Source organism: Thiocystis violascens DSM 198, assembly GCF_000227745.2.
In the GTDB taxonomy this organism is placed as follows: domain Bacteria; phylum Pseudomonadota; class Gammaproteobacteria; order Chromatiales; family Chromatiaceae; genus Chromatium; species Chromatium violascens.
The window spans coordinates 1,360,054-1,373,614 of the sequence record NC_018012.1 but is presented as its reverse complement, the minus strand read 5'-3'; the positions used below and the strand labels follow the sequence as shown (position 1 = coordinate 1,373,614).

The 13,561-nt window shown below is 63.2% G+C and carries 7 protein-coding genes; 4 read left to right on the top strand and 3 right to left on the bottom strand.

Going from position 1 to position 13,561, the window contains the following annotated elements:
• Positions 1–6: 6 nt before the first annotated feature.
• On the top strand, positions 7–2,136 hold the full coding sequence (locus THIVI_RS22565; protein ID WP_014777764.1) for a putative bifunctional diguanylate cyclase/phosphodiesterase: 2,130 nt from the start codon (positions 7–9) through the stop codon (positions 2,134–2,136).
• A gap of 15 nt (positions 2,137–2,151) precedes the next feature.
• The gene (locus THIVI_RS06105; RefSeq protein ID WP_014777763.1) at positions 2,152–6,000 is read left to right on the top strand and encodes a DUF3683 domain-containing protein; all 3,849 of its coding nucleotides are present in this window, start codon (positions 2,152–2,154) and stop codon (positions 5,998–6,000) included.
• Between the two features lie 124 nt (positions 6,001–6,124).
• Here THIVI_RS06105 and THIVI_RS06100 read toward each other — a convergent pair whose 3' ends face one another.
• The 3 genes from THIVI_RS06100 to THIVI_RS06090 form a co-directional block, all read right to left on the bottom strand.
• A complete protein-coding gene (locus THIVI_RS06100) occupies positions 6,125–8,335 on the bottom strand; it encodes an EAL domain-containing protein (RefSeq protein WP_014777762.1) in 2,211 nt (736 codons plus the stop codon).
• A 284-nt stretch (positions 8,336–8,619) separates the two neighbouring features.
• The gene (locus THIVI_RS06095) at positions 8,620–8,820 is read right to left on the bottom strand and encodes a hypothetical protein (protein WP_014777761.1); all 201 of its coding nucleotides are present in this window, start codon (positions 8,818–8,820) and stop codon (positions 8,620–8,622) included.
• Positions 8,821–9,177: 357 nt separating this feature from the next.
• A complete protein-coding gene (locus tag THIVI_RS06090) occupies positions 9,178–10,095 on the bottom strand; it encodes a LysR substrate-binding domain-containing protein (protein ID WP_041447350.1) in 918 nt (305 codons plus the stop codon).
• A 119-nt stretch (positions 10,096–10,214) separates the two neighbouring features.
• Here THIVI_RS06090 and THIVI_RS06085 point away from each other — a divergent pair, with 119 nt between their 5' ends.
• Both THIVI_RS06085 and clpB read left to right on the top strand, forming a co-directional pair.
• Complete coding sequence (locus THIVI_RS06085) at positions 10,215–10,808, top strand: Uma2 family endonuclease (RefSeq protein ID WP_014777759.1); 594 nt, start codon at positions 10,215–10,217, stop codon at positions 10,806–10,808.
• Positions 10,809–10,893: 85 nt separating this feature from the next.
• Positions 10,894–13,494: an ATP-dependent chaperone ClpB gene (gene clpB, locus THIVI_RS06080; protein WP_014777758.1), complete on the top strand. Its 2,601-nt coding sequence runs from the start codon at positions 10,894–10,896 to the stop codon at positions 13,492–13,494.
• Positions 13,495–13,561: the final 67 nt, after the last annotated feature.

Sequence of the window (13,561 nt, the reverse complement as noted above, 5' to 3'; positions counted from 1 at the left end):
CACTAGATGTTTCCATTGCGTGGACTCGGCGCCCGGTACGCCCTGCTCATTGCCTCAATTCTGCTTGGGGCCATGGGATTCGTGCTGGCGCTCGCCGGCTATTTCGTCTTCGAGGGAACCAATGACCTGCGCACGGAACTGACGGAATCGTTTTCATCGATCCAGACGGCTCATGATCGTCAAGCGTTGCAGGACAGCGGCAGCTACCTCGGCAACCGTCTGTTCGATCCGCTCTACACGCTCGATATCACCGCGTTGAACGAGGAGATCGAGCGGATCAAGGCATGGCTGGCACCGGAAGCCGTCCTTATCCTCGACGCGGAGGGGCGCGTCGTCACGGATGGAACCATCGAGAATCGGGACTACGCACGTCTTTATCCGCTCCCCGATGACTTGATGCCCGGCGAGGTGCGCATCGAAACGACGGACGCGGGTCGCTTGGCGCACTTCAGTATTGGCTATGGTCGGGAGATTGCCGGCTATGCGCGGCTCCTGATCTCCGATGCGCACGGCCGGGCCCTGCTCGACAACCTGCGCGACAGGGTCGAGGATGCCTGGCATCGCTTCGCGAACCGCTTCTTCGCGATTGCCCTGATCAGTATCCTGGTCGCGATTGTCCTGAGCCTCCTGCTGGGCATCAAGCTATCCGTCTCCCTATCACGCCCCCTGCGCGAGATGAGCCGGGCGGTCGAGCAATATGCCGCGGGCAATCTGGAGCACAAACTTCCGGAATGGCCTCAGGACGAACTCGGCGCTCTGGCGCGCTCCCTGAACCAAATGGCGAACGCGCAGGAGCGCGCGCGCGAGCAACTCATGCTGCTCGCCAACTACGACAATCTCACGCGCCTGCCGAACCGGCACCTGTTCTACGATCGGTTACGGCAGGCGATCAGCAAGGCCAGGCGAGGGCAGCACCAGATCGCGCTCTTCTTTCTCGACCTCGATCGTTTCAAGGAGATCAATGACGCCCTGGGTCATGACTTCGGCGACGAGTTGCTGCGCCAGGTCGCCGATCGATTGAGTCGGGTCGTGCGTGACTCGGACACGCTGGCGCGCATGGGCGGCGACGAGTTCACGCTGATCGTCGAGGATGTCATGAACGATTATCCGCTCCAGGCGATTGCCGAGAAAATGATCAATGCCCTGGCCGATCCCTTCATGATCGAGGAGCGCCTGCTCGATGTCTCGGTCAGCATCGGCATTGCCATCTATCCCCACGACGCCGACGGCATCGATACCCTGATCAAGCACGCGGATACCGCGATGTACGCGGCCAAGGGTCAGGGGTCGGGAACCTTTCGCTTCTTCACTCAGGAGATGCAGGAGGCGGCACGCGAACGGCTATCGCTGGAACATGGTCTGCGCCGGGCGATCATGCGGGAGGAGTTCAATCTGCACTTTCAGCCCCTCGTCCGGGCCGACGATGGCAGACTCATCGCGATCGAGGCGCTGCTGCGTTGGTCGGATGGCGACACCCCGAAACCGACCGAGCGCTTGATTGCCGTGCTTGAGGAAACCGGTCTCATCGCGCAATTGACGCATTGGGTGCTTCGGGAGGCTACCCGCTCGCTCAAAGCCTTGCAGGAGGAAGGATTCGGCGAGCTGCGTGTCTGTGTCAATCTGTCCGCCCGGCAGTTCCAGCAAGCGGATCTTTTGGATCTCATCGACAGGGTTCTGCTGGAATTCGCACTGCCGCCTGGTCAACTGGAGCTGGAAATCACGGAAAGCACCCTGCTCGACGATCAAGTTTGTCAATCCAATGCGACCCAGTTGGCATCCCGCGGGATTCGACTCGCCATCGACGATTTTGGCACCGGCTATTCCTCGCTCACCTATCTCAAACGCTTCGATGTGGATGTCCTGAAGATCGACCGCTCGTTCGTGCGGGACATGCTGGAGGATCCGGGGGACGCCCAGATCGTTGCGGCAGTCCTGGCGCTGGCCGCTGGTTTGGGGCTCGAGAGCGTCGCCGAGGGCGTCGAGCGATCGGGGCAGAAGGAGCGGCTCAGCGCGCTGGGCTGCAATCTGATTCAGGGGTATCTCATCTGCCGACCGCTCCCGCTCCCGGAACTGATCGACTGGATGCGAGCGCAAGCCCAACATGGAGTACCATTTGTGCAGCGCAATAAAATCTGAACCGGCCCGACTTTCATGATGACCGATCACCAGCCCCGCATCCGCGAAATTCCCTACAACTACACCTCTTTTTCCGATCGCGAGATCGTCATCCGCTTTCTTGGCGAGCCAATGTGGCGTCTGATCGAGGAACTGCGCGGCAGTCGCCGCACCGGTCGCTCGGCGCGGATGCTGTTCGAGGTGCTGGGCGATCTGTGGGTGGTGACCCGCAATCCCTATCTTCAGGATGACCTGCTGGACAATCCGCAGCGTCGGCGTTTGCTGTTGCAGGCGCTCGCGCATCGGCTCGACCAGTTCGAGGCGCGGCTGAACGCGAATCAGGGCGCGGCCGCGCTGCTGGCCGCGGCCAGGGCCGCCGTGAATCGCTTCGGCGACTGGTTGGCGTCGGAGCAGCGCCAGCGGACCCGACTGCGCAAGGCGCTCGCCGGCGTCACCCGGCGCGACAATCTGGATTTCGGCGGACTGGCGCGCGTCTCGCATGCCACCGACGCGACCGACTGGCGCGTCGAACTGCCCTTCGTGGTCATCTCGCCAGACACCGAGACCGAGATCGCGGCCATCGTGCGCGCCTGCATCGACTGCGGTCTGACCCTGATCCCGCGCGGCGGCGGCACCGGCTACACCGGCTCGGCGGTGCCCTTGCATCCGCTGACCGCCGTCATCAATACCGAAAAGCTCGAAGACCTCTCGGGCGTCGAGCGCATTGCGCTGCCCGGCGTGGCTGAACCGGTGCCCACGGTGCGCTGCGGGGCGGGCGTGGTGACCCGGCGCGTCTCGGATCTGGCCGACCGTCACGGCCTGGCCTTCGCGGTCGATCCCACCTCGCAGGATGCTTCCTGTATCGGCGGCAATATCGCCATGAACGCGGGCGGCAAGAAGGCGGTGCTCTGGGGCACGGCGCTGGACAATCTGGCCTCCTGGCGCATGGTCACGCCGGACGCGGACTGGCTGGAGGTCGAACGGCTGGATCACAATCTAGGCAAGATCCACGATCAACCGCTGGCGCGTTTTCGCGTCAGTCGCTTCCTGCCGGACGGGATCACGCCCAAAGGCGAGCCCGAGATGCTGGAGATTCCGGGGGCGTCCTTCCGCAAGGTCGGTCTGGGCAAGGACGTGACCGACAAATTTCTCTCCGGTCTGCCGGGCGTGCAAAAGGAAGGCTGCGACGGTCTCATCACCTCGGCGCGCTTTGTCCTGCATCGCATGCCGGAGCATGTGCGCACCGTCTGTATGGAATTCTTCGGCACCGATCTGGAGCTGGCCGTGCCGGCGATCGTCGAGATCAAGGATGACATCGCCTCACGAACGGGCGTCCAGATCGCCGGTCTTGAGCATCTGGACGAGCGTTACGTGCGCGCGGTGGATTACGCCACCAAGTCGGCGCGGCGGGAACTGCCCAAGATGGTGCTGATCGCCGATCTGGTCAGCGATGACGAAGCGGCGGTGAGCGCTGCCGCCGCTCGCGTGGTGGAACTGACCCAGGTGCGCGATGGCGAGGGTTTTATCGCCGTCAGTCCGGAGGCGCGCAAGCGCTTCTGGCTGGACCGCGCCCGCACCGCCGCCATCTCGCGGCATACCAACGCCTTCAAGGTCAACGAGGACGTGGTCATCCCGCTGGACCGGCTGGCCGAATACAGCCGGGGAATCGAGCGGATCAATATCGAGCAGTCGATCCGCAACAAGGACGCCATCCTGGCGGCCGTGCTGGACTATCTGGAGAGCCTGGACGGCGGCGACGAGGATTCGGACGAAGAGACCGCGATCATCAACTCCAAGAGCGCGGTCGCCCGCGAGGCGGTCGGTACGGCGCGTACCCGCTGGCGGACCATTCTGGATCATCTGGACCAGCCCGCCGCCGAAAACCTGGATCTGCTGACCGCGAACGAACAGGGCCGGATGCGCGATCGGGACACCCTGCTGTCGATGCTGCTGCGCCGCGATCTGCGCCAGTCCTACCGGCGCGAGGTCGCGGAACGCTTGAACGAGATCTTCGCCGGTCAGGACCTGGCCCGCGTGCGCGAGCATCTGGCCGAGATCCATCGCCGGATGCGCGACTCGCGACTCTTCGTTGCCCTGCACATGCACGCTGGCGACGGCAACGTGCATACCAATATCCCGGTCCATTCCTCGGACTACGCCATGCTGCACGAGGCTGATCGGATCGTCGTTCGCATCATGGCGCTGGCGACCGACCTGGGCGGCGTCATCTCCGGCGAGCACGGCATCGGGATCACCAAACTGCAATTCCTGGAGCGCGAGAAGCTGGATGCCTTCGTCGCCTACAAACAGCGGGTCGATCCCGAGGCCCGCTTCAATCGCGGCAAACTGATGCCAGGTTCCGGGCTTCAGGACGCCTACACCCCCTCGCTGCGACTGGTCGAGCAAGAGGCCATCATCCTGGAAGAAACCGAACTCGGGGCGCTGAACGACGATGTGAAGCACTGTCTGCGCTGCGGCAAGTGCAAGCCGAAGTGCATGACCCATGTCCCGCGCGCCAATCTGAGCTATTCGCCACGCAACAAGATCCTGGGGACGGGACTCATCGTCGAGGCGTTTCTCTACGAGGAACAGACCCGGCGCGGTCTGTCGCTGCGTCATTTCACCGAGATGAACGACGTGGCGGATCATTGCACCGTCTGTCACAAGTGTCTGACACCCTGTCCGGTCGATATCGATTTCGGCAATGTCACCATGCGGATGCGCCGCATCCTGGTCGAGCGGGGTCGCAAGCGGTTTAACCCCGGTGCCTGGGCGGCCATGAAATTCCTGAACGTCACCGATCCGCGGGCGGTCCGATTCCTGCGCACGGGGCTTGCCGAATGGGGCTTCGCGGCCATGAACAGGGCGCATGGAGTGGCGAAATGGCTGCGTCTGACCGCCCGGCGCACCGCGCATCCCGGCGCGACAACCGGCCGGCCGACCCTGCCGGGTCAGGTGCTGGATCTGGTGAGCCGGCCGATTCGGGTCGATCTGCCCAAGCGCACCTTCCGTCATCGGCTCGGATTGGAAGACCGCACTCAGGTACCCGTTCTGCGCAATCCCAGGCTTGTGGCGGAGGATGAAGCGGAACTTGACGCCGTGTTTTATTTTCCGGGTTGCGGCTCGGAGCGCCTGTTCTCGGATGTCGGTCTGGCGACGCTGGCGCTGCTCTGGGAGCAGGGCGCGCAGACCGTGCTGCCGCCAGGGTATCTCTGCTGCGGCTATCCGCAGCGCGCCTCGGGTTTGGAGGACAAAGGGCGCCGGATCACGATGGAAAACCGCGTGCTCTTCCACCGGGTCGCCAATACCCTGAATTATCTCGACATCAAAACGGTCCTGGTGTCCTGCGGAACCTGCATGGATCAACTGCTCCAATACGAGTTCGAGCGTATCTTCCCAGGCTGCCGACTGCTGGATATCCATGAATGGCTGATGGAAAAGGGCGTCAGTCTGCACGGCGTCGAGGGTGTCCAGTATCTTTACCATGACCCCTGCCACACGCCCATGAAGACCCACGCGCCCATCAAGGTCGCGACCCGTCTGATCGGCCAGCCGGTCAAGCTGTCCGATCGCTGTTGCGGCGAGGCCGGCACCCTGGGCACGGCACGCCCGGATATCGCCAATCAGGTGCGTTTTCGCAAGCAGGAAGAACTGACGGCGGGCATCCGCGACCTGACCGGCCGGGAGCGGGTCGCGAACGGCGAAATCAAACTGTTGACATCATGCCCCGCCTGTCAGCAGGGCATGGCCAAGTATCAGGACGACACCGGGCTCAAAACCGATTATATCGTCGTCGAACTGGCCGAACGGATGCTCGGCGCGGGCTGGCGGGAGCGGTTTCTGGAGCAGGCGAGCGCGGGAGGGATCGAGCGGGTGCTGCTTTGATGGCGTCGCTGTGTCTGACAACGGCTGACAGCGCCGCCATCTTCTCGGCGTCCTGCTGGCGCGCGGCGTCCTCGGTCGAGTGCGATGATAATGGGACCATGGTCGATGCTCGGAAAGGCGTCCGTTACGCCGGGTTCGAGTCCAGGCCGCCGGCGAGGGCGAGCGGATGCCGCTGGGCGCGACTCTCGATGATCCGGAAGGCTTCCCGGACCGCCTCGCGCAGCTCGGCGGTTTTCCACGGCTTGGTCAGGAATTTGAAAATCTCGCCTTGATTGACGGATTTGGCGATGAGCTTCGGATCGATGGTGCCGGAGAGCAGGATCCGCATGGTCCCTGGGTACATCGCGCTGACCCGGACGAGAAACTCGGCGCCGTCCATCAGCGGCATATCGCCGTCTGAGACCACCACGTCCACGGCGTTTAGGGCAAGCAGTTCCAGTGCGGACAGCCCGTCACCTGCGCTCAGAACCCGATAGCCCTCGTGCGCAAATAGACGTTCGAGCATGAAACGAACTTGCGGGTCGTCGTCAACCAGCAACAGGGTGCGGCTGGCGGCGACGGTCTCGGCCGGAAACGCCAGCAGGCGCTCCGAGCGCAGCAGGGCCTCGAACTCGGACGCGGGGAGCGGTCGGCTGAAATAATAGCCCTGCATTTCGTCGCAATCGTGCGCGCGCAGAAACTGGAGTTGCGCCTCGGTTTCCACCCCCTCGGCGATGGCGGCCAGATTGAGGCTGTGCGCCAGGTTGATGATCGCCGTGACGATCGCCGCGCTGCCGGGATCCTGCACGATGTCATTGACGAAAGTTTGGTCGATCTTCAGCCGGTCGATGCGGAACTGGCGCAGATAGCCGAGCGAGGAAAAACCGGTGCCGAAATCGTCGAGCGAGAGCGAGATCGAGAGTTCCTTCAGGCGCTGCGTGGCCTCGATGAAGGCCAGCGTATCGGCCATCGCGGCGCTTTCGGTCAGTTCGAGTTCCAGATATTCGGGGGCGAGTCCGGTCTCGCGCAGGATGGCGGAGGTCAAGTCCACGACATCGTAGGCGGCGAACTGGAGCGCCGACAGATTGACCGCGACCGTCACCGGCGGTAGTCCGGCCGTCTGCCAGGCCTGGTTCTGGCGGCAGGCTTCGTGGAGAACCCACTTGCCCAACGGACCGATCAGGCCGGATTCCTCCGCTACCGGGATGAAGTCGCCCGGCGAAACCCAGCCGCGTCGAGGGTGCTGCCAGCGTGCCAGCGCCTCGGCGCCGATGATCTGACCGTTGCGCAGGTCGATCTGCGGCTGATAATGGAGCGACAGCCCACCCTGCCGGATAGCCTCGCGCAGATCGCGCTCCAGATCGAGACGTTCCAGGGCGCGCGCGTTCATGGCGGGGGCGTAAAAGCGGAACCCCTGTCCTCCCGCGACCTTGATCTTGGACAGGGCGACCGTGGCATGGCGCAACAGCCGGTCGGCCGTGTCGCCATCCTTGGGAAACGTGGCCATGCCGATGCTGGCGGAGAGCACGATTTCATGGTCGTCGATCCGTAGCGGCGCCATCACGGCATCGAGCATCGGCTGGGCGTAACGGATGACCGCCTCGCGTTCGTCGGCCTCCATCACCAGGATGAATTCGTCGCCTTCGACGCGCGCCAGGGTGTCGGTCGTCGCTGTCAGACGTGCCAGACGCTCCGAAACCAACCGTAGCGCGCGGTCGCCGGCACCGCGTCCGAGATGCGCATTGACGCTCTTGAAACGGTCAAGGCTCAACATCAGGACGATCAGCGGGCTGGCGTCGGCACGACTGCGCTCGATGGCTTGCGCCAGACGGTCGTCGAGCAGATTGCGGTTGGGCAGACCGGTCAGGTCGTCGAAATTCGCTTTGCGTTCGCTCTCGTCCTGGATGGCCCGGACTTCGGCGATGCGGCGCGCGACTTCGGTTTCCAGAAAGGCATTCTGATCGAGCAGCCAGGCGCGTGCCCGCCGCAGTTCCAGTTGGTTGCGCACCCGCGCCAGCACGACCGATGCGACGATGGGCTTGGTGACGAAATCCGCGGCGCCCTGCTCCAGACACAGCGTCTCGGTCTCGGCGCTGTCCATGGCGGTGACGAAGATGACCGGAATCTCGCGGGTTTGCGGGTCGGCGCGCAGATGGTCCAGCACCTCGTGCCCGTCCATTTCGGGCATCATCAGGTCGAGCAGGATCAGGTCAGGCGGCGGTTCCAACCTGGCATATTTCAGCGCGACGGCTCCGCGGTTGGCCGCCCTGACGCGGTAACCGGCCGCGCGCAGCAACTGGCCGAGAATGACCAGGTTTTCCGGTACGTCGTCGACGATGAGAAGTGTGGCTGACATCTTGGCCTTCCTGACGAGAGGGTTGGCAAGCGGCTGAATCCATGGAGAACAGCTTTCCGAGGCGGCACACTGAACCGGCATACCGCAGGTGTTCCGGCAATGGATGGAGATTGTGGTGGTTGGGGAGGAAAGCGGGAATTCGACCCTCGCCCCGTTTTTCGGAACGCGGGATGCGGTCCGTCGAGCATGGGGCAAAACGTCGTCTATAACAAAGTGGACTCGAGCGGCGTGGCGACACGCCGTTCGTTATCGTTCGACGGATGCGATTGACCGCCGATCGGAATTCAAGCGGTTTCGGTTTTTTTCTCGATTTCCCAATTACACTGATCGATCAGATCCTCTAATGATCGACCGAGTTCGACGGTGAATTTTTCACGTAAATCGAAACGCTGCCCATTTTTCCAGCACTTGGCCGCGTCGTCCGCGGAGAGCGGAAAGCCTTGTCGGCAGAGTTCCCAGATGGCGAGTGATTGTTTTGTGCTCATGATGCGTATCCCCTGACGTACGATGCAAAAGTTGGGACAACGATTGCTGATTTAGCTTTTGGCTAATTAAATATAAGCAAGTGCCGCGCCATAACGCCGTCCATGGGCCCACGAAGTCAGTTGCGAGCGAGCAACACGGCGGCTCGCAATCCATCGTTTAGTAGGGGTAATGGTAGCGCGAATCGGGCATTTCAGCGAGGTTCGCGATCCGCTTTATCTCCTTTCCGCAACGTGTGGCTAACTCAACAACTAGCATATAATGCCGGCCTTAGTCAAGGATGGCGGGAGGTGGGTTTTGTCGAAATTCCGACAAATTTGCGCTTTCTCAATGAATGACCTTTGATTCGTTGACGCTCGTCAATTGATGCGTCTGACCGTGTTTGGCAGGTGTTCGCGCACGATCCCGGCGAATGCCTCCAGCGCGAGTCGGCGCGGGAAACTGCGGCGGTAGACCAGCGAGATGCGTCGATAGGCATCTGGCAGATCAAGGGGGCGGGCAATGATGCCGCTGTCGGTCATCCAGCCGCCGCGGATCGCGAGCGCCGGAACCAGGGTGCAGCCAAAGCCGGCGCCGACCAGTTGCAACAGGGTCTCCAGGCTTGCAGCCCGCAGATCCGCCATCTCGCCATGCGTCGGGCGTTCGGCGAGTCGGCAGACATCCATCACCTGATGGGTGAGACAGTGGCCATCGGCCAACAGCAGCAGATCGATGTCCTCCAGATCCGCCGCGCTGATCTCGTCGCGTTGGTTGAGCGGATGGTGCATCGGGTGTGCGAGCCAGAAGGGCTCGTCGAACAGGGGCATGGCATCGAAGTCGGTCGTGTCCACCGGCGTGGCGAGCAGGGCGGCATCGATTTCGTGACGCGCGAGCCGCATCAGCAGCGAGTCGGTGATCTCCTCGGACAGCACCATCCGGAGTTTCGGATAGGTGCGTTTCAGGGGTACCAGAACCAGCGGCATCAGATAGGGTGCAAGGGTCGGAATAGCGCCGATCCGTAGCGGGCCGGCCAGTGGATCCTGATGGGCGCGCGCCACCTGTTCGATCGCTTCCGCCTGTTCCAGGGCCAGCCGGGCGTGGGTCAGGATGGCCTCGCCGACCGGCGTCACCTCGACCGAGCGGTTGGTGCGCTCGAAGATGACCACGTCGAGTTCGTCTTCCAGTTTTTTGATCTGACCGCTGAGCGTCGGCTGACTGACGAAACAATGCTCCGCGGCGCGCCCGAAATGGCGAGTTTCGGCGACGGCGAGGATATATTTGAGATCGCGAAGGTTCATCCGCGCATCATAGCGGAAATCGGCCCTGGCGCGCTGACCGGCGTGCACTGGCATCGTCTATGATCGTGTCGAAGCGAGCCTGCGTGGATCGGCGCATCAACCAACCGGAGACCCGAACCATGGCCCTGGCGCAACGCGACACCGACTCTCACACCTACGCCGATTATCTGACCTGGCCCGACGAGGTTCGTTACGAACTCATCGACGGCGTGGCCTGGGCGATGGCCCCGGCGCCGACCCTGGCGCATCAGGACGTGGCGGGCGAGATCTATCGTCAGCTCGCCAATGCCTTGCGTCACCAGCCCTGCCGCCCCTTCATCGCCCCGGTCGATGTGCGTCTGCCCAAGGCCAGCGAGGCGGACGAACGTATCGACACCGTGGTGCAGCCCGACGTACTGGTGGTCTGCGACCCCGCCAAACTCGACCGGCGCGGGGTGCGCGGCGCGCCGGATCTGGTGGTCGAAGTACTCTCGCCGGGGACCGCCAGCCATGATCACTGGCGCAAGCGTCAAGTCTACGAACGCGCGGGGGTGCGCGAATACTGGCTGGTGCATCCCAGCGATCGCATGCTGACGATCTATCGTCTCGCGGACGGTCAGTTCGGCAAGCCCGATGTCGGCGAACTGGTCGGCGAGACTCCGGTCGGCATCCTACCCGGCGTGGTCATCCTCTGGGACGAACTGAGCGCGCGTCTGCCTCCAGCCGATCCTTGATTCGGGCGGCGGCAGCTTGATTCGGTCGGCATCACGCCCCAATTTCCACAGCGAATCAACCGGAAATTTAGACAGGGTTGCACCCATGAGACAGGACAAACTGACCGCGAAATTTCAGATGGCCCTGGCCGACGCTCAGAGTCTGGCCTTGGGTCGCGATCATCAATTTATCGAACCCATCCATCTGATGGTAGCCCTGTTGGATCAGGAAGGCGGCACCGTGCGCCATCTGCTGACCCGCGCCGATGTCAACGCCAACCGTCTACGCTCGACGCTGGGCGAGGCGCTCGACCGCCTGGCGACGGTGCAGGGCGCGGGCGGCGACGTGCATCTCGGCAACGATCTGAACCGCCTGCTCAATCTGACCGACAAGCTGGCGCAACAGCGCAACGATCAGTACATCTCCTCCGAGCTGTTCGTGCTCGCGGCGCTGGACGACAAGGGCGTCCTGGGCAATGCGCTGCGCGAGGCGGGCGCCAGCAAGGCGGCCATCGAGAAGGCCATTCAGGAGGTGCGCGGCGGCCAACAGGCGGTCAATGACCCCAATGCCGAGGAACAGCGTCAGGCGCTCCAGAAGTACACCATCGATCTGACCGAGCGCGCCGAGCAGGGCAAGCTGGACCCGGTGATCGGGCGCGACGACGAGATTCGCCGCACCATCCAGGTGTTGCAGCGGCGCACCAAGAACAATCCGGTGCTGATCGGCGAGCCCGGCGTCGGCAAGACCGCCATCGTCGAGGGGCTGGCCCAGCGCATCGTCAATGGCGAGGTGCCGGAGGGACTTAAGACCAAGCGCCTGCTGTCGCTTGACATGGCCGCGCTGATCGCCGGGGCTAAGTTTCGCGGCGAGTTCGAGGAGCGTCTCAAGGCGGTGCTCAACGATATTGGACGGCAGGAAGGGCAGGTCATTCTCTTCATCGACGAACTCCATACCATGGTCGGCGCCGGCAAGGCCGAGGGTTCGATGGACGCGGGCAACATGCTCAAGCCCGCGCTGGCGCGGGGCGAGCTGCACTGTGTCGGTGCCACCACACTGGATGAATATCGCAAATATGTCGAAAAAGACGCGGCCCTGGAGCGCCGTTTCCAGAAAGTGTTGGTGGATGAACCCAATGTGGAAGATACCATCGCCATCCTGCGCGGGCTCAAGGAGCGTTACGAGGTCCATCACGCGGTCGAGATCACCGATCCGGCCATCGTCGCGGCGGCGGTGTTGTCGCATCGCTACATCGCGGATCGGCAACTCCCGGACAAGGCCATCGACCTGATCGACGAGGCCGCCTCGCAGATCCGCATGGAAATCGATTCCATGCCCGAAGAGATGGACAAGCTCAGCCGCCGTCTGATCCAGCTCAAGATCGAACGCATGGCCCTGAAAAAGGAATCCGACGAGGCGTCGCGCAAGCGTCTCTCCGACCTTGAGGGCCAGATTGAACGGTTGGAACGCGAGTTCGCCGACCTCGACGAGATCTGGAAATCCGAAAAGGCCGCCGTCCAGGGCACCGCGCACATCAAGGAGGCGCTGGACCGTGCGCGGATGGAGATGGAAACCGCACGCCGCGCCAGCGATCTGGCCCGCATGTCCGAGCTTCAGTACGGGCGCATCCCGGAATTGGAAAAGCAGCTCGCGCGGGCGGGCGAGGGCGGTCAGGGCGAGAATCGTCTGTTGCGCACCAAGGTCACCGAGGAGGAAATCGCCGAGATCGTCTCGAAATGGACCGGCATCCCGGTCTCGCGAATGCTGGAGGGCGAGCGCGACAAGCTGTTGCGCATGGAGTCCGAGATCGAGCGCCGCGTGGTCGGTCAGAACGAGGCGGTGCGTTCGGTCAGCGATGCGGTGCGCCGCTCGCGCGCCGGGCTGTCCGATCCTGGACGGCCGATCGGCTCCTTCCTCTTCCTGGGACCAACCGGCGTCGGCAAGACCGAGCTGTGCAAGGCGCTCGCCGCCTTCCTGTTCGACACCGAAGAGGCGATGGTCCGCATCGATATGTCGGAATTCATGGAGCGCCATTCGGTCGCGCGCCTGATCGGCGCGCCGCCCGGCTATGTCGGCTACGAGGAAGGCGGCTATCTGACCGAGGCGATCCGTCGTCGTCCCTACAGCCTGATCCTGCTTGACGAGGTGGAAAAGGCCCATCCGGATGTCTTCAACGTGCTGCTTCAGGTGCTCGACGACGGGCGACTGACCGACGGTCAGGGGCGCACCGTGGATTTCCGCAACACGGTCATCGTCATGACCTCCAATCTTGGCTCCAGCATCATCCAGCAGCGCGCGGGCGAGGCGAATTACGCGGCCATGAAAGAAGCCGTCATGGAGGAGGTGCGCCATGCCTTCCGGCCCGAGTTCATCAACCGGCTCGATGAAATCGTCGTCTTCCATCCGCTGCAACCGTCGCAAATCCGCGCCATCGCCCGGATTCAGCTCGATTTTCTGCAACAGCGTCTGGCCGATCGGGATATGCGTCTCACGGTCGACGACAGTGCGCTCGATCATCTCGGCGCAGCCGGTTTCGATCCGGTCTATGGCGCGCGTCCGCTCAAGCGCGCCATCCGCGCCCAACTCGAAAACCCGCTGGCGCAGGAGATTCTGTCCGGCAAATTCGGCCCGGGCGATCTGATCGAGGTCACGCTCGGGGATGGGCAACTCGCCTTCGAGCGGGTGTTGCAGGGCGAGTTGGTGGAGTGACGCCGATGGGCTGGCGGGAGGTCTGCGAGCATCCGGCAATGAAGTATCTGCGCTTCAAGCTCGAAAC

Coding starts and splice junctions, on each gene's coding strand:
- THIVI_RS06090 (WP_041447350.1), bottom strand. CDS start 10,095: ATGAACCTTCGCGATCTCAAATATATCCTCGCCGTCGCCGAAACTCGC.
- THIVI_RS22565 (WP_014777764.1), top strand. CDS start 7: ATGTTTCCATTGCGTGGACTCGGCGCCCGGTACGCCCTGCTCATTGCC.
- THIVI_RS06085 (WP_014777759.1), top strand. CDS start 10,215: ATGGCCCTGGCGCAACGCGACACCGACTCTCACACCTACGCCGATTAT.
- THIVI_RS06100 (WP_014777762.1), bottom strand. CDS start 8,335: ATGTCAGCCACACTTCTCATCGTCGACGACGTACCGGAAAACCTGGTC.
- clpB (WP_014777758.1), top strand. CDS start 10,894: ATGAGACAGGACAAACTGACCGCGAAATTTCAGATGGCCCTGGCCGAC.
- THIVI_RS06095 (WP_014777761.1), bottom strand. CDS start 8,820: ATGAGCACAAAACAATCACTCGCCATCTGGGAACTCTGCCGACAAGGC.
- THIVI_RS06105 (WP_014777763.1), top strand. CDS start 2,152: ATGATGACCGATCACCAGCCCCGCATCCGCGAAATTCCCTACAACTAC.